This window comes from Micromonospora sp. IBSANI012, from assembly GCF_052814045.1.
The window spans coordinates 5,077,284-5,097,639 of sequence record NZ_CP199933.1 but is presented as its reverse complement, the minus strand read 5'-3'; the positions used below and the strand labels follow the sequence as shown (position 1 = coordinate 5,097,639).

15 protein-coding genes are annotated in these 20,356 nt (G+C 74.6%); 14 read left to right on the top strand and 1 reads right to left on the bottom strand.

The genetic code is table 11. The features are described 5' to 3' along the window. Positions 1–10 precede the first annotated feature (10 nt). The 14 genes from ACTWM8_RS23480 (at position 11) to ACTWM8_RS23415 (ending at position 19,005) form a co-directional block, all read left to right on the top strand. On the top strand, positions 11–1,063 hold the full coding sequence (locus tag ACTWM8_RS23480) for a substrate-binding domain-containing protein (protein WP_446210922.1): 1,053 nt from the start codon (positions 11–13) through the stop codon (positions 1,061–1,063). 53 nt (positions 1,064–1,116) lie between these two features. Beyond that, positions 1,117–2,292: a Gfo/Idh/MocA family protein gene (locus tag ACTWM8_RS23475; protein WP_446214641.1), complete on the top strand. Its 1,176-nt coding sequence runs from the start codon at positions 1,117–1,119 to the stop codon at positions 2,290–2,292. Between the two features lie 508 nt (positions 2,293–2,800). Further along, entirely contained in the window at positions 2,801–3,949 is a 1,149-nt protein-coding gene (locus ACTWM8_RS23470; protein WP_446210921.1) for an inositol-3-phosphate synthase, read from the top strand. Between the two features lie 76 nt (positions 3,950–4,025). Then, positions 4,026–5,048, top strand: a complete 1,023-nt coding sequence (locus tag ACTWM8_RS23465) for an SCO3242 family prenyltransferase (RefSeq protein ID WP_446210920.1) — start codon at positions 4,026–4,028, stop codon at positions 5,046–5,048. Beyond that, positions 5,045–6,016 (top strand): sugar phosphate isomerase/epimerase family protein, encoded by a 972-nt coding sequence (locus ACTWM8_RS23460; RefSeq protein WP_446210919.1) that lies wholly within the window; start codon positions 5,045–5,047, stop codon positions 6,014–6,016. Before ACTWM8_RS23465 ends, ACTWM8_RS23460 begins: the two co-directional genes overlap by 4 nt. 31 nt (positions 6,017–6,047) lie before the next feature. Continuing rightward, positions 6,048–6,647, top strand: coding sequence for an EboA domain-containing protein (locus tag ACTWM8_RS23455; protein ID WP_446210918.1), 600 nt, complete (start codon positions 6,048–6,050; stop codon positions 6,645–6,647). Next, positions 6,648–7,502: a TatD family hydrolase gene (locus ACTWM8_RS23450; protein WP_154942557.1), complete on the top strand. Its 855-nt coding sequence runs from the start codon at positions 6,648–6,650 to the stop codon at positions 7,500–7,502. It begins immediately after the preceding gene. Continuing rightward, positions 7,502–8,707 carry a metabolite traffic protein EboE gene (gene eboE, locus ACTWM8_RS23445; RefSeq protein WP_446210917.1) on the top strand — a complete coding sequence of 402 codons (1,206 nt, stop codon included), beginning with the start codon at positions 7,502–7,504 and terminating at the stop codon, positions 8,705–8,707. Before ACTWM8_RS23450 ends, eboE begins: the two co-directional genes overlap by 1 nt. A 37-nt stretch (positions 8,708–8,744) precedes the next feature. Then, the gene (locus ACTWM8_RS23440) at positions 8,745–10,235 is read left to right on the top strand and encodes an alkaline phosphatase family protein (protein WP_446210916.1); all 1,491 of its coding nucleotides are present in this window, start codon (positions 8,745–8,747) and stop codon (positions 10,233–10,235) included. Continuing rightward, on the top strand, positions 10,232–11,299 hold the full coding sequence (locus ACTWM8_RS23435; protein ID WP_446210915.1) for a polyprenyl synthetase family protein: 1,068 nt from the start codon (positions 10,232–10,234) through the stop codon (positions 11,297–11,299). The genes ACTWM8_RS23440 and ACTWM8_RS23435 overlap by 4 nt, the downstream gene beginning before the upstream one ends. 339 nt (positions 11,300–11,638) lie before the next feature. Next, on the top strand, positions 11,639–14,506 hold the full coding sequence (locus ACTWM8_RS23430) for a PQQ-dependent sugar dehydrogenase (protein WP_446210914.1): 2,868 nt from the start codon (positions 11,639–11,641) through the stop codon (positions 14,504–14,506). 73 nt (positions 14,507–14,579) lie between these two features. Then, positions 14,580–16,694, top strand: coding sequence for a ThuA domain-containing protein (locus ACTWM8_RS23425; protein ID WP_446210913.1), 2,115 nt, complete (start codon positions 14,580–14,582; stop codon positions 16,692–16,694). A gap of 114 nt (positions 16,695–16,808) precedes the next feature. Beyond that, on the top strand, positions 16,809–17,780 hold the full coding sequence (locus tag ACTWM8_RS23420) for a sensor histidine kinase (protein ID WP_446210912.1): 972 nt from the start codon (positions 16,809–16,811) through the stop codon (positions 17,778–17,780). Positions 17,781–17,997: 217 nt separating this feature from the next. After that, entirely contained in the window at positions 17,998–19,005 is a 1,008-nt protein-coding gene (locus ACTWM8_RS23415; RefSeq protein WP_446210911.1) for a sugar phosphate isomerase/epimerase family protein, read from the top strand. Between the two features lie 80 nt (positions 19,006–19,085). Here the strand turns inward: ACTWM8_RS23415 and ACTWM8_RS23410 are convergent, their stop codons facing one another. Next, positions 19,086–20,270 (bottom strand): ROK family protein, encoded by a 1,185-nt coding sequence (locus ACTWM8_RS23410; protein WP_446210910.1) that lies wholly within the window; start codon positions 20,268–20,270, stop codon positions 19,086–19,088. Positions 20,271–20,356 lie beyond the last annotated feature (86 nt).

Genomic DNA, 20,356 nt, shown 5'->3' with positions numbered 1-20,356 from the left:
GGAGGTCGTCATGACCCAGCACAGTCGTGACCTGTCCCGCCGTCGGTTGCTGTTCGGCGGGGCCGCCGTCGGCGCCGGCGTGCTCCTCGCCGGCTGCACCAGCAACGAGACCGAGCCCACCGCCGCGCAGACCAAGGCGGCCGCGACCGGCGGCAACGCCGAGCCGGGCAAGAAGGTGACCATCGGCTTCTCCGCCCCGGCCGCCGACCACGGCTGGATCGCCGCCATCACCAACAACGCCAAGGCGCAGGCCCAGGCGTACTCGGACGTGGAGTTCAAGTCCGTCGAGGCCGGCGCGGACGCGGCGGCGCAGCGGGCGGCGCTGTCCACGCTGATCTCGCAGAAGCCCGACGTCATCGTGCTGCTGCCGCACGACGGCAAGGAACTCAACGCCTTCGGTCTGGAGGCGATGAAGGCCGGCATCCCGGTGGTCAACCTGGACCGGGCCTTCCCCGACGCGCGCGCCTACCGGCTGCAGATCAAGGGCGACAACTACGGCATGGGGGTGGCCGCGGCCACCTACATCGTGGCGCAGCTCAAGGCCAAGGGCGTCAGCAACCCGGTGATCGGGGAGATCGCCGGCATGGACGAGCTGGAGCTGACCCAGGAGCGGTCGAAGGGCTTCGCCGACACCCTCGCGGCGAACGGCCTCAAGGTCGCCAACCGGCGGGCGGCGCGGTTCACCGCCGACTCCGGCCAGCAGGAGGCGAGCGGCCTGTTCCAGGCGCTGCCGAAGATCGACGCGCTCTGGAACCACGACGACGACCAGGGCATCGGCGTTCTCGCGGCGGTCAGTCAGGCCAACCGCAAGGAGTTCTTCATGGTCGGCGGCGCCGGCTCGAAGAAGGCGATGGAGGACATCCAGTCCGACAACACGGTGCTCAAGGCCACCGTCACCTACAGCCCGTCGATGGCCTCCTCGGCCATCTCCCTGGCGCGCCTGATCGGCCAGGGCAAGGGCATGTCCGACCTGGTGGAACTCCAGGTGCCCAAGGAGATCGTGCTCGCCTCCGAGACGATCACCAAGGAGAACGCGAGCAACTACCTCAAGCTCGGGTTCTGACACACGGGGGGAGACCCACCTTGTCCACACAGCACAGTGAACTGCGGGTCGGCATGGTCGGCTACGAGTTCATGGGCGCCGCGCACTCGCAGGCGTGGCGCACCGTGAACCGGGTGTTCGAGCTGCCGGCGCGGGTCCGGATGGCGACGATCTGCGGCCGGGACGCCGGGAAGGTCGCCGCCGCGGCCGACCGGCTCGGCTGGGACGCGTACAGCACCGACTGGCGGGACCTGGTCGCCTCGGACGACATCGACGTGGTCGACATCTGCACGCCCGGGGACAGCCACGCCGAGATCGCGCTCGCCGCGCTCGCCGCCGGCAAGCACGTCATCTGCGAGAAGCCGCTGGCCAACACGGTGGCCGAGGCCCGGGAGATGACCGCCGCCGCGGCCACCGCCCGGGCCGCGGGGGTACGGTCGATGTGCGGGTTCAACTACCGCCGGGTGCCTGCGGTCGCCCTGATGCGGCAGCTCGTCGCCGAGGGCCGGCTCGGGGTGCTGCGGCACGTCCGGGCGGCGTACCTCCAGGACTGGATCGTCGACCCGCAGTTCCCGCTGGTGTGGCGGTTGCAGAAGGACAGGGCGGGCTCCGGCGCGCTCGGTGACATCGGCGCGCACATCATCGACCTGACCCAGTACGTCACGGGCCAGCGGATCACCGGGGTCAGCGCGGTGACCGAGACGTTCGTCAAGGAACGGCCGTTGCCGGGCGGGTCGAGCGGCCTGGCCGCGCAGGCCGACGGTAACGGCCGGGCCACCGGTGCGGTCACCGTCGACGACGCGGCGGTCTTCGTCGCCCGGCTGGACGACGGGGCGCTGGCCACGTACGAGGCGAGCCGGTTCGCCACCGGTCGCAAGAACGCCCTCCGGGTGGAGATCAACGGGTCCCTCGGGACCGTCGCCTTCGACCTGGAACGCCTCAACGAGCTGGAGTTCTACGACGCCACCCGGCCCACGGCCGAGCAGGGCTTCACCCGCATCCTGGTGACCGAGGCGGAGCATCCGTACCTGTCGGCCTGGTGGCCGCCGGGGCACATCATCGGCTACGAGCACTCCTTCACCCACCAGATGCGCGACTTCGTCGAGGCGGTCGCGACCGGCGTCGACCCGACGCCCTCCTTCGCCGACGCGTTGCAGGTCCAGCTGGTGCTGGACGCGGTGACCCGCTCGGCGGAGCTGGGCTCCCGGTGGACGGAGGTGGAGCCCGCGCTGGCCGCGCTCTCCGTCTGACCAGGCCACCTCCGGCGCTGACCGGCGAGGACCGACCGCGGTTGCGCCCCGCGGACGGGACGGGATCGGCACCGGAGGGCGTGCCACCCCGGCCACACGGCCGGCGGCGCACGCGTACGACGGTCGTCCGGTGCGGCCGGACCGGGATTCCCCGGCCGCACCGGAGGACCGCCACCACCGTCCCGGCGACCCGCAGCACGTCCGGCCGCCACCGGCCGGGCCCGGGCCGCCACCACCACACGTCCGGTCGCGGGGCGCGTCGCCGCCCGTCGACCGGATACGGGGGAGGCAGGGCCGAGACGCCGACCGACCCTGCCTGCCAGCCCCGTCCGCACGCCGTGCGGGGTACCGGGTCCGGCGTCGCGCCGCCGACGTCGCCGCCGCGGCCCGGTCCCGCCCCGGACGTCCGGGCGGACGGGGCCCCGGCGGACCGGTATCTTTCCGGCGAACCATCTGATATTGATGTAGCTAGATGCAAGGGGCGGTTCCTCCGGACGGAAGGAGCACCATGCGTACGGGTGTCTGGCTGGTGGGGGCGCGCGGTTCGGTCGCGACCACCAGCATCGTCGGCGGTCTCGCCCTGCGGGCCGGACTCACCGCGCCGACCGGTTGCGTCACCGAGCTGCCCGCGCTGCGCGGGCCGGCCCTGCCCACCTTCGCCGACCTGTTCTTCGGCGGCCACGACCTGGTCACCACCCCGCTGACCAAGCGGGCCGAGACGCTGGCCGACGCGGGCGTGCTGCCCGGCCGGCTGGCCGCCACCCTCGCCGCCGAGCTGACCGCCGTCGAGGAGGACCTGCGACCCGCCCCCACCGGCGGCACCCAGGCCGACCGGGCCGCCGCCGTCGTCGCCGACCTCACCGCGTTCCGCCGGCGGCACCGGCTGGACCGGGTGGTGATGGTCGACGTCTCCGCCACCGAACCGGCCGCCCGGCCGCACCCCGGGCACGCCGACCCGGCCGCCCTGCGGGCCGCGCTCGCCGGCCCCGACGAGGTGCTGCCGCCCAGCTCGCTCTACGGGTACGCCGCCGTCGAGGCCGGCTGCCCGTACGTCGACTTCACCCCGTCCACCGGGCTGCGGCTGCCGGCGCTGGCCGAACTGGCCGTCGCGCGCGGCCTGCCGTACGCCGGGCACGACGGCAAGACCGGGGAGACGCTGGTGAAGTCGGTGCTCGCGCCGATGTTCGCGATGCGGCACCTGGCCGTGCGCTCCTGGTCCGGGGTCAACCTGCTCGGCGGCGGTGACGGCGCCACCCTCGCCGACCCGGCCGCCAACGCCGCCAAGGTGGAGAGCAAGCAGCGCGTCCTCGGCGAGACCCTCGGCTACCTGCCGCAGGGCGGCACCCGCATCGAGTACGTCGAGGAACTGGGCGACTTCAAGACCGCCTGGGACCTGATCACCTTCACCGGTTTCCTCGGCACCGGCATGCGGATGGAGTTCAGCTGGCACGGCTGCGACTCCGCGCTCGCCGCCCCGCTCGTGCTCGACCTGGCCCGGCTGACCGCCGCCGCGCATGCCGCCGGCCGGGTCGGCCCCCTGACCGACCTGGCGTTCTTCTTCAAGGACCCGCTCGGCTCACCCACCCACTCGCTGAGCGAGCAGTGGCAGCGGCTGGTCGAGTTCACCGGGCGGCTGCACGCCGAGGCGACGGCATGAGCGAGCGCAGCGAGCGAATCATTCAGCGCAGCGCGGTGGAGCCTCATGGCGTCGCCGACCAAAGGGCGGCGACGGCATGAGCAGGCTGGGCGACCTGGCCGAGCTGGTCCGGGCGCCGGCCGCGCTCTCCGTACCGGGCGACGTGGTCGCCGGCGCCGCCGCGGCCGGGGCGCTCGGTCCGCGTACCGCCGGGCTGGCCGGCGCGTCGGTGCTGCTGTACTGGGCCGGGATGGCCGCCAACGACTGGGCCGACCGCCGGCTGGACGCCGTCGAACGCCCCGAGCGGCCGATCCCCAGCGGCCGGGTCTCGTCCGCGACCGCGCTCGGTCTCGCCGCCGGCCTCACCGCCGCCGGCCTGGGTCTGGCCGCCGTCACGGGCGGCCGCCGGGCCGCCGCCGTCGCGATCCCGCTCGCCGCGACGATCTGGGGGTACGACCTGGCGGCGAAGAACACCGCCGCCGGCCCGGCCGTGATGGCCGCCTGCCGGGGGCTGGACGTGCTGCTCGGCGCGACCGGCGGGCGGCCGGTCCGGGCGCTGCCGGCGGCGCTCACCGTCGCCGCGCACACCGTCACCGTCACCGCGCTCTCCCGGCGCGAGGTGGCCGGCGCGGACACCGCGCTGCCGCTGCGCACCCTCGTCGGCACCGCCCTGGTCGCGCTCGCCGCCGCCCGCCGGTCCACGGCCCCTGCCGCCCGCCCCGCCCCGGCACCCGGGGCCCGCCCGGCTCCGCCCACCGTCGGGCTCGTCGCGTCGACCGCCGCCGGTCGCCCGGCTCGCACCGGCCTCGTGGCGTCGGCCGCCGCCTGGTCCGTCGCGTCGGCCACCGCCGGCCCCGGTGCCGGTGCGCGCCGCGCCGCCGCCGCGCTGCCCGTCGCGCTGGCCGGCTGGTACGCCGCCCGGTACGGCGGGGCGCAGGTCCGGGTGGCGGCCGACCCGTCCGCCGGCCGGGTGCGCGCCGCGGTCGGCGCCGGGATCACCGGGCTGCCGGCGTTGCAGGGCGCGCTCACCGCCCGGGCCGGTGCCGGTCTGCTCGGCCTGGCGGTGGCGGCCGCCGCGCCGCTGGGCCGCCGGCTGGCCCGCAGGGTCTCCCCGACATGAGCACCCCGCGGCCCCGCCCGCCGGCCCCGCCGCCGCGGCCGACCCCTGACCCGGTCGGCCCGGAGCAGCGGGCCGGGGCGGGGCCGCGGTTCGGCTACGGGACCAACGGCTTCGCCAACCACCGGCTGGACGACGCCCTCGCGGTCATCGCCGAGCTGGGCTACCAGGGCGTCGCGCTCACCCTCGACCACGACCACCTCGACCCGTTCGCGCCCGGGCTGGCCCGCCGGGTCGACGAGGTGGCCCGCCGGCTGGACTCGCTCGGCCTCGCCGTGGTCGTCGAGACCGGGGCCCGCTACCTGCTCGACCCCTGGCACAAGCACGCGCCGACGCTGCTGCACGACGAGCCGGCCCGGCGGATCGACTTCCTGACCCGGGCGGTCCGGATCGGCGCCGACCTCGGCGCGGAGGCGGTCTCCTGCTGGGCCGGTGTCCGCCCCGACGCCGTACCGCCGGCCGTCGCCTGGGACCGGCTGGTCGCCGGCTGCGCCACGGTGCTCGACGCCGCGGACCGTGCCGGGGTGACCCTCGGCTTCGAGCCGGAGCCCGGGATGCTCGTCGAGGACATCGCCGGCTGGCGGCGGCTCCGGCAGGCCCTCGGCGACCCGGCGCGCTTCGGCATCACCCTCGACATCGGACACTGCCGCTGCCTGGAGCCGCGCCCGGTGCCCGAGTGTGTCCACGAGGTGGCCGCGCACCTGGTCAACGTGCAGATCGACGACATGCGCCGGGGCGTGCACGAACACCTGGAGTTCGGCGCCGGCGAGATCGACTTCCCGCCGGTGCTGCGCGCCCTCACCGACGCCGGCTACCGGGGGCTGGTGGCGGTGGAGCTGCCCCGGCACTCGCACGCCGCGCCCACCGTCGCCGCCCGGTCCATCGACTTCCTGCGCGCCGCCGCCGAGGCGGGCCGAGCCGCCGGGGCCGCCCCGACCGGCCTGCCGCACCGGGCGACCGAGGTGGCCTAGACACCGACCAGCACCAGGGGAGGAGAGACGGATGACACCGGATCGACTGCGGGCCGCGCTCGAGGGCGTACCCGATCCCGACTGGCTGGCGGCGGCGCTGCGCCGCGTCGCGGCCGAACCCGCGACGATCGCGCGGTTCTTCCCGGCCGCCGGCCGGCACTGCGGTCGGGGTGACCTGGCCGACGCGCCCGGCTGGACCGCCGACGAGGCGGCCCGCGCGCTGCTGCTCACCGCGCTGCCCGCCGACCACGCCACGCACGCCGAGGCGCTGTACCGGCACGGCGACGCCGCCGAGAAGCGGGCCGTGCTCAAGGCCCTGCCGCTGCTGCCCGTCGGCGCGGCCGGGGTGCCGCTGCTGCACGACGCGATCCGCACCAACGACACCCGGCTGGTGGCCGCCGCCCTCGGCCCGTACGCCCGGCACCTGGACCCGGCGTCCTGGCGGCAGGCGGTGCTCAAGTGCGTCTTCGCCGGCGTGCCGCTGGCCGTCGTGGCCGACCTGGACCGCCGCGCCGACGGCGAGCTGGCCGCGATGCTCGCCGCGCTCGCCGCGGAGCGGCACGCCGCCGGCCGGGAACTGCCCGCCGACGCCACCGACCTGCTCGACCGGCACACCATCAGGGAGGCGTGAATGCGCATCTTCGACCCGCACATCCACATGACGTCGCGGACCACCGACGACTACGAGCGGATGGCCGCCGCCGGGGTCCGCGCGGTGGTGGAGCCGGCGTTCTGGCTGGGGCAGCCGCGCACCAGCCCCGCCTCCTTCGCCGACTACTTCGACTCGCTGATCGGGTGGGAGCCGTTCCGGGCCGGGCAGTTCGGCGTCCGGCACCACGCCACCGTCGCGCTCAACCCGAAGGAGGCCAACGACCCGCGCTGCCGACCGGTGCTCGACCTGCTCCCGCGCTACCTGGAGAAGGACACCGTGGTGGCCGTCGGCGAGATCGGGTACGACTCGATGACCCCGCAGGAGGACGAGGCGTTCGCTGCCCAGCTGGCCCTGGCCGTGGCGCACGACCTGCCGGCGCTGGTGCACACCCCGCACCGGGACAAGGCCCGGGGCGTCGAGCGCAGCCTCGCGGTGGTCGCCGAGTCCGGCATCGACCCCGGCCGGGTGGTGCTGGACCACCTCAACGAGGTGACCGTCAAGCTGGTCCGGGACACCGGCTGCTGGCTGGGCTTCTCCATCTATCCGGACACCAAGATGTCCCCGCCTCGGATGGTGGAGCTGCTGCGCACGTACGGGCCGGAGCGGGTGCTGGTCAACTCCGCCGCCGACTGGGGGCGCTCGGACCCGCTGCTGACCCGGGCCACCGGCGAGGCGATGCTGCTGGCCGGGTTCACCGACGACGACGTCGACCGGGTGCTCTGGCGCAACCCGGTGGAGTTCTACGGGCAGTCCGGCCGGCTCGACCTGACCGACCTGGACGCCGCGTCCGCCGGGACCTTCGCCGGGAACTCGATCCTGCGCGGCGGCGACTGATGCGGCTGCGGCACGCCGACGGCAGCACCGTCCACCTCGGCTACTGCACCAACGTGCACCCCGCCGAGGACGCCGCCGGCATCCTCGCCCAACTGCAGACCCACGCCGAGCCGGTGCGCGAGGCGCTCGGCGCCGACCTGCTCGGGCTCGGCCTCTGGCTGGCCGCGCCGGTCGCCGCCGAGCTGGCCGCCGACCCGGCCGCCCGGCGCCGGCTGCGCGCCGAGCTGACCCGTCGCGGGCTGGAGGTGGTCACCCTCAACGGCTTCCCGTACGCGGCCTTCCAGGCACCCGTGGTCAAGGGCGCGGTCTACCGTCCGGACTGGACCACCGACGCCCGGCTGCGCTACACCCTCGACCTGGCCCGGATCCTGGCCGACCTGCTCCCCGACGACGCGGCCCGGGGCTCGGTCTCCACCCTGCCGCTGGCCTGGCGGCAGCCCTGGGACGCCACCCGCGCCGACACCGCCCGCCGTCGGCTGGACGACCTCGCGGCCGGGCTCGCCGCGATCGAACGGGACACCGGCCGCCCGGTGCGGGTCGGCTTCGAGCCGGAGCCGGGCTGCGTGGTCGAGCGCACCGGCCAGGCGGTCACCGCGCTGGCCGGCGTGGACACCGACCGGCTCGGCGTCTGCCTGGACCTGGCGCACCTCGCCTGCGCCTGGGAGGAGCCGGCCGAGGCGCTGGCCCGGCTGCGCGCCGCCGGGCTCCCGGTGGTCAAGGTGCAGGTCTCCGCCGCCCTGGAGGCGGCTCACCCGCCGACCGCCGCCGACGCGCTGGCGCGCTGGGTGGAGCCCCGCTTCCTGCACCAGACCCGGGCCGCCGGCACCGCCCACGCCGCCGACCCGGCCGACCCGGCGTACGCCGCCGACGACCTGGACGGCGCGCTGGCCGGGCGGCCGCCGGGGCCGTGGCGGGTGCACTACCACGTGCCGCTGCACGCCCCGCCCGAACCACCGCTGACCTCGACCGTGCCGGTGCTGCGCACCGCGCTGGCCGAGCTGTTCGCCGGTCCCGGCGCCGGCTGCGACCACCTCGACGTCGAGACGTACACGTGGGGGGTGCTGCCGGCGGCGCGTCGGCCGCGCACCGACGCGGAACTGGCCGCCGGCATCGCCGCCGAGCTGGCCTTCGCCCGCGACGAGCTGGTCGCGCTCGGCCTGACACCGGGGAGTCCCGTCCCGACGACCGGAGGGGTACGACGATGAGCGAACGAATGGCCGACCGACATTCCGAGGTGCCGGCATGAGCCGTCGACTGGTGGTGCTGGACGTGGTCGGGTTGACCCCGCGGCTGCTGGCGCACATGCCCCGGCTGCGCGCGGTCGCCGACGAGGGGTGCGCCGCCGGCCTGGGCACGGTGCTGCCCGCGGTGACCTGCTCGGCGCAGGCGACCCTGCTCACCGGGGAGCCGCCCGCCGGGCACGGGATCGTGGGCAACGGCTGGTACTTCCGCGACCTCGGCGAGGTGCTGCTGTGGCGGCAGCACCACGCGCTGGTCGGTGGGGAGAAGCTCTGGCAGGCCGCCCGCCGGGCCGAACCGGGTTACACGGTGGCCAACGTCTGCTGGTGGTACGCGATGGGCGCGGACGTGAACTGGACGGTCACCCCGCGCCCCGTCTACCACGCCGACGGGCGCAAGGAACCGGACTGCTGGACGGACCCGCCGGAGCTGCACGACACGCTCACCGACGCGCTGGGCACCTTCCCGCTCTTCACCTACTGGGGGCCCGGCGCCGGGCTGCCCTCCTCGGCGTGGATCTGCAAGGCCGCCGAGCGGATCCTCGCCGACCACGCCCCGGACCTCACCCTGGTCTACGTCCCGCACCTCGACTACGACCTGCAACGCTTCGGCCCGTCCTCGCCCCGGGCCGCCGCCGCGGCGGCGGAGCTGGACGCGGTGCTGGGCCCGCTGCTGGACGCCGCCCGCGCGCGGGACGCGACCGTGGTGGCGCTGTCCGAGTACGGCATCACCGACGTCTCCCGCCCGGTGGACGTCAACCGGCTGCTGCGGGCCGAGGGGCTGCTCCGGGTCTACACCCAGGCCGGGATGGAATACCTGGACCCGTGGACGTCGCGGGCCTTCGCCGTGGCCGACCACCAGGTGGCCCACGTCTACGTCCGCGACCCGGCCGACGTGCCGGCGGTGGCGAAGCTCTGCGCCGGCCTGCCCGGGGTGGCCGAGGTGCTCGACGCCGACGACAAGGCGGCGGCCGGGCTGGACCATCCGCGCGCCGGCGAGCTGGTGCTGGTGGCCGAGCCGGACGCCTGGTTCACGTACTACTACTGGCTCGACGACGCCCGCGCACCGGACTTCGCCCGGCTCGTCGAGATCCACCGCAAACCCGGGTACGACCCGGCGGAGCTCTTCTTCGACCCAGCCGCGCCCGGGGCGGCGAAGCGCCGGGCGGCGGTCGCGCTGGCCCGCAAGAAGCTGGGCATGCGGTATCTGATGAGCGTGGTCGGCCTCGACGCCGGGGCGCGGGCGGTCCGGGGCTCGCACGGTCGGCTTCCCGCCGACCCGGCGGACGCCCCGGTGCTGCTCTGCTCCGACCCGGCCGCCGCCCGGGACCGGCTCGCGGCCACCGAGGTGAAGGCGCTGCTGCTGGAGCTGGCCGGGCTGGCCCCGCCATCCGCCCCGGCTGGTGCGGCGCGGGTGCCGTCCCCCGTGGCGTCGTCGGGCGGGCGACCGCCCGGTCCGGCCGGACCGCCGCCGGGACCGGGGGAGCGGCGGTGACCGTCACCGCGCCCCCGACCGACACCAGCGGGCTGCGGGCGCGCTTCGACGCCGAACTGGTGGCCTTCCTGGACCGGCAGGGGCCGGACTGGCCGGACGGCGCGCCGCGCGGCATCTTCGCCGCCCTGCACCGCTTCGTGCTGGCCGGCGGCAAGCGGTTGCGCCCGCTGTTCTGCTACTGGGGCTGGCGCGGCGCCGGCGGCGGGGACGACCGGCCGATCGTGGTCGCCGCGGCGGCGCTGGAGCTGTTCCACGCGTTCGCCCTGATCCACGACGACATCCTCGACGGCAGCGACCGCCGCCGGGGCGCGCCGTCGGTGCACCGGCTCTTCGCCGACCTGCACACCCGGTCCGCCTGGCGCGGCGACCCGGAGGCGTACGGGCGCAACACCGCGCTGCTCTGCGGGGACCTCTGTGCCGCCTGGTCGGACCAGATGTTCCACGAGTGCGGGTTGAGCACCGCGCAGGTCTGCCGGGGGTACGCGGTCTTCGCCCGGATGCGGACCGAGGTGATCGCGGGGGAGTACCTGGACCTGGTCTCCGGTGTCGGGGACGGCTCGGTGGCCAGCGCGCTCACCGTGATCCGGATGAAGGCCGCCCGGTACACGGTCACCCGCCCGTTGCAGATCGGCGCGGCGCTGGCCGGCGCCGAGCCGGAGCTGGTGGCCGCGCTCACCGACTTCGGCGACCCGCTCGGCGACGCGTTCCAGCTCCGTGACGACGTGCTCGGCGTCTTCGGTGACCCGGCGGTGACCGGCAAGTCCGTCCTGGACGACCTGCGCGAGGGCAAGCCGACGGTGATGATGGCGCTGGCCCGCGACGCGGCCGACCGGGCGCAGAGCGCCCGGCTGCGCGACCTGTTCGGCAATCCCGGCCTGGACGCCGACGGCGCGGCCGAACTGCGCGCGATCATCGAGGCGACCGGGGCCCGGGAGCAGATCGAGCGGCTGATCCTGCTGCGCGCGGACGCCGCCCGGGCGGCGCTGGACCGGCTGCCGCTGCAGGAGCCGGCCCTGGCGGCGCTGGCCGCGCTGGCCGACCAGGCGGTGCACCGCCGGAGCTGACGCCGGCGCGCGCCCCGGCCCGCCGGGGCCTTTCCTCGCCGCGCCCGCGAGCTTTCAGCCGATTGAGCAAAAGTTCGCTTCCGTGCGGCAGAAGGTATGGACAGACACATTCACAAGCCTTAATGTTCGTGGCATCACGAACATGTTTCGTCGAGGTGAACCGGCGGCGCGGTAACCCATCGACTGGTGGCCTCCGGGCGCGCGGTCCCCCCGCCCCGACCGGTGGTCACGGCCGGTCCGGCGCCGCCCGGACGGCCCTGCCGCATCCCCGTACCCGGCACCGGCGCGACGGCGCGCGCCCCACCCTGGCAGTCACTCGTCAGGAAGGGACAGCACAGCATGTCCATGAAGGACGCACCCACCCTCCGCTCCCCACGATGGTCCTCCGCCGCGTCCGCCCTGCTCCTGGTGGCGGCCGTCGGCACCGTCGGCGTCACGGCCGGCCCGACCGCCCTCGGCGGCCCCGCCCCGGCCGCCGCCCATGTCATCACCGCCACCGACTTCCAGCAGGTCGAGCTGGCCCGCGGCGTCGCCGAGACGGGCGAGCCGATGTCCCTGGCCGTGCTGCCGGACCGCTCGGTCCTGCACACCGCCCGCAACGGCACCCTGCGGCGCACCGACGCCAACGGCACCACCTCGGTGATCGGCACCCTGTCCGTCTACACCCACGACGAGGAGGGGTTGCAGGGCGTCGGCGTCGACCCGAACTTCGCCACCAACCGGCACATCTACCTCTACTACGCCCCGCCGCTGTCCACCCCCGCCGGCGACGCACCGGCCACCGGCAGCGACTTCTCCGCCTGGCAGGGCGTCAACCGGCTGTCCCGGTTCACCCTCAACGCCGACTTCACCGTCAACCAGGCCAGCAAGGTCGACGTGCTGGACGTACCCGCCGACCGGGGGCTGTGCTGCCACGTCGGCGGCGACATCGACTTCGACGCCGCCGGCAACCTCTACCTGTCCACCGGGGACGACACCAACCCGTTCGACTCCGCCGGCTACGCCCCGCTGGACGAGCGGACCAACCGCAACCCCGGGTACGACGCGCAGCGCAGCGCCGGCAACACCAACGACCTGCGCGGCAAGATCCTGCGGATCAAGGTGAACGCCAACGGGTCGTACTCGATCCCGTCCGGCAACCTCTTCCCGGTCGGCACCGCGAGGACCCGGCCCGAGATCTACGCGATGGGCTTCCGCAACCCGTTCCGGATGAGCGTCGACAAGGCCACCGGCATCGTCTACGTCGGCGACTACGGCCCCGACGCCGGCACCACCTCGGCCACCCGGGGCCCCTCCGGCCAGGTCGAGTTCAACCGGGTCACCGCGCCCGGCAACTACGGCTGGCCGTACTGCACCGGCACCAACACCAGCACCGAGACCTACAACGAGTGGGACTTCGCCACCGGCACCGGCGGCGCCAAGTACAACTGCACCGGCGGCCCCACCAACAACTCGTTCCGCAACACCGGCCAGAGCACGCTGCCCGCGGCCAAGCCGGCCTGGATCCGGTACGGCGGCGACGCCGGCAGCCCGCCCGAGTTCGGCGGCGGCTCCGAGTCCCCGATGGCCGGCCCGGTCTACCGCTACAACGCGTCGTCGACCTCGACCACCAAGTTCCCGCAGTCGTTCGACGGGCAGTTCTTCGCCACCGAGTTCGGCCGCGGCTGGATCAAGCCGATCCACGTCAACGCCGACGGCTCGCGCGGCGCCATCGACAGCTTCCCGTGGACCGGCAAGCAGGTGATGGACTCCGCCTTCGGCCCGGACGGCGCGTACTACGTGCTGGACTACGGCACCGGCTACTTCAACGGCGACGCCAACTCGGCGCTCTACCGCTTCGACCACATCGGCGGCGGCAACCGGGCGCCGACGGCGAAGGCGACCGCCGACAAGACCTCCGGCGCCGCCCCGTTGACCGTCGCCTTCTCCTCGGCCGGGTCGTCGGACCCGGAGGGCGGGGCGCTGACGTACGCGTGGAACTTCGGCGACGGCACCACCTCCACCGCCGCCAACCCGTCGAAGACCTACACCGCCAACGGGACGTACACCGCCACCCTGACGGTCAAGGACCCGCAGAACGCCACCGGCAGCGCCAGCGTGGTGATCAGCGTCGGCAACACCGCCCCGACCGTGACGATCAACAGCCCCGGCAACGGCAAGCTCTTCTCCTACGGCGACACGGTGCCCTTCAGCATCACCGTCACCGACCCCGAGGACGGCACGATCGACTGCACCAAGGTCAAGATGACCTACGTGCTCGGCCACGACCAGCACGGCCACCAGATCACCTCGAAGACCGGCTGCTCCGGCTCGATCGCCATCCCGGTCGACGGTGAGCACGACGACGCGGCGAACATCTTCGCCATCTTCGACGCCGAGTACACCGACGCGGGCGGGCTGACCACGCACACCCAGCACACCCTCCAGCCCCGGCACCGGCAGGCCGAGCACTTCAAGACCTCGTCCGGCATCAACACCTTCGACAAGGCGACCGCCGAGGGCGGCAAGACCGTCGGCGACATCAACAACGGGGACTGGATCGCCTTCCAGCCGTACCAGCTGGGCGACGTCACCTCGTTCAGCGCCCGGGTCTCCTCGGCCGGCGCGGGCGGCACCCTCCAGGTCCGGGCCGGGTCGGCCACCGGCACGGTGCTCGGCTCCGCCACGGTGCCGGTCACCGGCGCCTGGGACTCCTTCACCACGGTCACCGGCGCGATCTCCGGGGCGCCGGCGGGCACCACGACGCTCTACCTGACCTTCGCCGGGTCGGGCACCGGGGCGCTCTACGACGTCGACTCGTTCACCTTCGCCACGGGAGCGACGGTGCGCACCGGGCCGGTGGTCGGGCTCGCCGGCAAGTGCCTGGACGTCCGCAGTGCCGCCACCGCCGACGGCACCCAGATCCAGCTCTACACCTGCAACGGCACCACGGCGCAGACCTGGACGGTGACGCCGAACTCGACGATCAAGGCGCTGGGCAAGTGCCTGGACGTCTCCGGCGGCGGCTCGGCCGACGGGACCAAGATCCAGCTCTGGACCTGCAACGGCAGCGGCGCCCAGAACTGGTCCGCCCAGGCCGACGGCACGGTGCGCAACCCGCAGTCCGGCAAGTGCCTCGACGTCTCGGGCAACAACTCCGCCGACAGCACCCCGGTGCACCTGTGGACCTGCACCGGCGCCGCCAACCAGAAGTGGACCCTGCCGTAACCGAGTGAACGCGCGGGGTCCCGCCCGGCCCGCCGGCCCGCCCGGGGCCCCCGCCCACCGATAGGAGAGCGACATGCGCAGACTCCTGCGTCCCGTCCTCGGCGCGGCCACCGCCGTCCTCGCCGCAATCGCCTGCACCACCCCCGCCACCCCGGCGTCCGCCGCCGACGCCCCGTACGACGTGCTGGTCTTCTCCAAGACCGCCGGGTTCCGGCACGACTCCATCGCCGTCGGCACCCAGGCCATCCGCGACCTGGGCGCGGCCAACAGCTTCACCGTCACCGCCACCGAGGACGCCGCCGCGTTCACCACCGGCAACCTGGCCCAGTACGAGGCGGTGGTCTTCCTCAACACCACCGGCGACGTGCTCAACGCCAGCCAGCAGACCGCCTTCGAGTCGTACATCGGCTCCGGCGGCGGGTACGTCGGCGTGCACGCCGCCGCCGACACCGAGTACGGCTGGTCGTTCTACGGCAACCTGGTCGGGGCGTACTTCGCCTCGCACCCGGCCATTCAGCAGGCCAACGTCAAGGTGGAGAACCGGGCGCACCCGGCCAGCGCGCACCTGCCGCAGACCTGGACCCGCACCGACGAGTGGTACAACTACCAGACCAACGCCCGCTCCACCGCCCGCGTGCTGGCCACCCTGGACGAGTCGTCGTACTCCGGTGGCGGGATGGGCGCGGACCACCCGCACTCCTGGTGCAAGACCTACAGCGGCGGCCGGGCCTTCTACACCGGCGGCGGGCACACCCAGGCGTCGTACGCCGAACCGGCGTTCCGGGCCCACCTGCTCGGCGGCATCCGCTACGCGGCCGGCCGCGCCAAGGCCGACTGCCGGCCGGAGGCCGGCTACACCGCCCTCTACAACGGTTCCACCACCGGCTGGTCGCAGGCCGGGCCGGGCAGCTTCACCAATGCCGACGCCACGCTCACCTCGGTCGGCGGGATGGGTCTCTACTGGTACAGCGCGAAGCAGTTCACCAACTACTCGCTCAAGCTGGACTGGCGGCTCGCCGGCGACGACAACTCCGGGGTCTTCATCGGCTTCCCGCCGTCGACCGACCCCTGGTCCGCGGTGAACAACGGCTACGAGATCCAGATCGACGCCACCGACGCGGCCGACCGCACCACCGGCGCGGTCTACACCTTCAAGTCCGCGGACATCGCCGCCCGGGACGCGGCGCTGAACCCGCCGGGCGAGTGGAACACCTACGAGCTGCTGGTCGAGGGCGAGCGGCTCCAGGTCTTCCTCAACGGTGTGAAGATCAACGACTTCACCAACACCAACCCGGTCCGCTCGCTCGCCGGGCACATCGGCCTGCAGAACCACGGCACCGGCGACGACGCCTCGTTCCGCAACATCCGGATCAAGGAACTCGGTTCCACCCCGCCGGGCGGCAACACCACCGTCCAGGCGGAGGCGTTCAGCTCGGCCAGCGGGGTCACCCCGTTCACGAAGGCCGGCGCGAACGGCGGGCAGACCCTCGGCTACATCGACCCGGGTGACTGGTCGGCGTACAACGGGGTGGACCTGACCGGGGTGACGTCGTTCCGGGCGCGGGTCGTCTCCGGCGGGCCCGGCGGCACCATCCAGGTGCGTACCGGCTTGACCACCGGCACCGTCCTCGGCTCGGTCGCGGTGCCCAACACCGGCAGCTGGACGACGTACGCCGACGTCACCACCGCCCTGACCGGGGTGCCGTCCGGCAGCCAGAACCTGTACCTGACCTACACCGGCACCGGCACCGGGCTCTTCGACGTCGACGACTTCACCCTGGTCCGGGGCGGTGGCGGCGGCACCGGCGGCACCGGACCGATCAAGGGCCTCGCCGGCAAGTGCCTGGACGTCCGCAGCAGCGGCACCGCCGACGGCACCCAGATCCAGCTCTACACCTGCAACGGCACCACGGCGCAGACCTGGACGGTGACGCCGAACTCGACGATCAAGGCGCTGGGCAAGTGCCTGGACGTCTCCGGCGGCGGTTCCGCCGACGGCACCAAGATCCAGCTCTGGACCTGCAACGGCAGCGGCGCCCAGAACTGGTCGGCCCAGGCCGACGGGTCGCTGCGCAACCCGCAGTCCGGCAAGTGCCTGGACGTGGCCGGCAACAACTCCGCCGACGGCACCCCGGTCCAGCTCTGGACCTGCACCGGCGCCGCCAACCAGAAGTGGACCCTGCCCTGACCCACTGACCGGGTCGTCCACGGAGCCGGCCCGATCGACACCGACGCCGCCGGGGTGCCCACGCACCCCGGCGGTGCCGCGTCCGGGGCCGGGCGGCTGCCGTACCTTGACCGCATGGGACGGCTCGCGGAGTGGCGCCGGATCGCACGGGCGCACCCGGCGGTCGTCGACGCGCTGCTGGCCGCCGCGCTCTTCGTGGCCGGCCTGCTGCCGGTGAACCCGCCCGGCGGGCCGCCCGAGGCGCCGCTCAGCCTCGCCGCGGTGCTGCTCGCCGCCATCGGCTCCGGGGCGCTGGCGGTGCGCCGCCGCCACCCGCTGCCGGTGCTCGCCGTGACCGCCGTCAGCGTGGTGCTCGCGCAGCTCGCCGGGGTCGCCCGGGGGCCCATGGTGCTCACCGTGGCGATCGCCGCGTACACCGTCGCCACCCGCGCCGACCGGCGGACCGCCGCCGTGGCCGGCCTGGTCGGCGCCCTGGCCGTCGGCGCGGCGGCGATCGCCACGCTCGGCGTGGTCGGGCTGGACCCGGCGGTGGTGGTGCTGCTGCTCTGGTTCGGCGTCGCGGTGGCCGTCGGCGACGCGGTGCGCAGCCGGCGGGCGTACGTGACGGTGCGGGAGGAGGGGGCCCGGCGCGCCGAGCGGATCCGCGCGGAGGAGGCGGTGCGCCGGGTCGCCGAGGCGCCCACCGAGCCGGCCCCCAGCCTGAACCGGCTGGACGCGCTGGTGGAGGGGTTCAGCACCGGCCAGCCGGTGCGCTGGACCGTGGCCGGCCAGCCCCGCCCGCTGCCCACCGAGGTGGATGTCGCGGCGTACCGGATCATCCAGGAGTCGCTGACCAACGCGCACCGGCACGCGCCGGGCGCGGCGGTCGCGGTCCGGCTGCGCTACGACCCCGACGGCGTCGCCATCGAGGTACGCGACACCGGCGCCGAGGCGCCCCCGGCGCCGGAACCGACCGCCGGGCTCGGCCTGCCCGGCCTGCGCGAGCGGGCCGAGGCGGTCGGCGGCACCTTCACCGCCGGCCCCCACCCGGACGGCGGCTGGTCGGTGCGCGCCGAGCTGCCCGCCGCCGAGGAGCAGGCCGACTGACCGTCCGCGGGTCCTGGGCGGGCCCTTCCCAGCCGGTCCCGGCGGTCCTAGAGTGAGGGCGGCGACCGCGAGGTGGCCGGTGACCCGGCGGGAGGCGCAACCCGTCGGGGCCCAGGTGCGTGCCGCACCCACCGGCGACTCGTGACGCCTCCGCACTGGTGGCCCCTCGCCCCGCCCATGCTGAGGAATCCCCATCACAACAGGGGAGACAACGACGATGGCGCGACCGATCACGCTCTTCACCGGCCAGTGGGCCGATCTTCCGTTCGACGAGGTCTGCCGGCTCGCCTCCGAGTGGGGCTACGACGGGCTGGAGATCGCCTGCTGGGGCGACCACTTCGAGGTCGACAAGGCCCTCGCCGACGACTCGTACGTCGAGCGCAAGCGGGAGACCCTCGCCAAGCACCACCTCAGCGTCCACGCCATCTCCAACCACCTGGTCGGCCAGGCGGTCTGCGACCACCCGATCGACGAGCGGCACCAGGGCATCCTGCCGGCCCGGATCTGGGGCGACGGCGAGCCCGAGGGGGTACGCCGGCGCGCCGCCGAGGAGATGAAGGACACCGCCCGCGCGGCGGCGAAGCTCGGGGTGAAGACGGTGGTCGGGTTCACCGGCTCGTCCATCTGGCACACCCTGGCGATGTTCCCGCCGGTGCCGCCGGAGATGATCGAGCGGGGCTACCGGGACTTCGCCGACCGGTGGAACCCCATCCTCGACGTCTTCGACTCCGTCGGGGTCCGCTTCGCCCACGAGGTGCACCCCAGCGAGATCGCCTACGACTACTGGACGACGCGGCGAACCTTGGAGGCGATCGGCCACCGGCCGGCGTTCGGGCTCAACTGGGACCCGTCGCACTTCGTCTGGCAGGAGCTGGACCCGGTGAACTTCATCCTCGAGTTCGCCGACCGGATCTACCACGTGGACTGCAAGGACGCGAAGGTACGCACCGGCGACGGGCGGCGCGGTCGGCTCTCGTCCCACCTGCCCTGGGCCGACCTGCGCCGGGGCTGGGACTTCGTCTCCACCGGCCACGGCGACGTGCCGTGGGAGGACTGCTTCCGGGCACTCAACGCGATCGGCTACGACGGGCCGATCTCCATCGAGTGGGAGGACGCCGGGATGGACCGGCTGGTCGGCGCGCCCGAGGCGTTGCAGTTCGTCCGCCGGCTCGCCTTCGACGCCCCCGCGGCGGCGTTCGACGCCGCCTTCAGCAGCAAGGACTGACGCGCCCCGGCCCGATCGACCGCCTCCCTGCCCGCACGGTGCGGCGGGAGGTGGTCGGTCAGGCTGCCCGGCGGGGCCGGTCACTCGGCGGCGAAGGCCTGCTCGCTGATCAACCGGGCCGCGCCCACCACGCCGGCCCGCTCGCCGAGGTCGGACAGGACGATCGGCATCGTGCCGGTGGTCAGCGGCGCCGACCGGCGGTAGACCACGGCCCGGATCTCGGCCAGCAGGGTGTGCCCGAGGCCGTCCGGGGCGCCTCCGATGATCACAATGCCGGGGTTGACGAAGCTCACCAGCCCGACCAGCACCTGGCCCAACCGGCGGGCGGCGTCCCGCACGACGGCCTGGACCGCCGGATCGCCTCCGGCCGCCGCCCCGGCGACGTCCGCCATGGTCAGGGAGCCGGTCCCGGCGAGCCGGTCGGCCAGGGCGGGCGAGCGGCCCGACCCCGCCGCGTCCAGCGCGGCGGCGACCAGCCCGGCCTCGCCGCAGTACGCCTCCAGGCACCCCGCCTCGCCGCAGGCGCAGCCCGGGCCGTCGTCGGCGAGCCGCAGGTGGGCGATGTCGCCGGCGCCGCTCGTCGCGCCCCGGTGCGGCGCGCCCCGCAGCACCAGGCCGCAGCCGATCGCGGTGCCGAGCTTGACGTACAGGAAGTCGTCGAAGGTACGGCCGATCCCGGCGTGCTGTTCGCCGAGCGCCATCACGTTGGCGTCGTTGTCGACCAGCGTCGGGCAGCCCAGCTCCGCGCCGAGGGTGTCCCGCACCGGAAACCCGTGCCAGCCGGGCAGGACGCCGGGTGCGATCGGGGTGCCCTCCCGGAAGGCGACCGGCCCCGGCAGCCCGACGCCGACGCCGGTGAGCTGGGCCAGGCCCAGTTCGGCCCGAAGCTTGCCGACGAGTTCCCCGGCCCGGGCGACCACCGGCCCCGGACCGGACCGGACGTCGGCCGGCTCGCGGAGCTCGGCCAGCACGTTCAGCTCGCCGTCGGTGACGGCGACGGTGAGCCGGTCCGTGCCGATCACGACGCCGGCGAAGCGGACCGTGCCGGCGACGCGCAGCAGCGACGACCTCCGGCCGCCGCGGGAGGCCGCCGGCCCGGCGGTCTCGACCAGGCCGAGCTCCACGAGGCGGTCCACCTCCGCGATCAGCCTCGACCGGGACAGGCCCACCGCGTCGCCCAGTTCCACCCGCGACCGCGGGCCGTCGTCGCGCAGCATCCGCAGCAGCCGGGCCTGGTACGCGTTCTCCGGTCGGACGGGAACCATCGCCACCACCTCCGGCCGGAGTCTTCCACGGCGGTGTTACGTCCGATGGCGCGAGTGGCCGCACCCGGTACGCTTGGGTGCGGCCA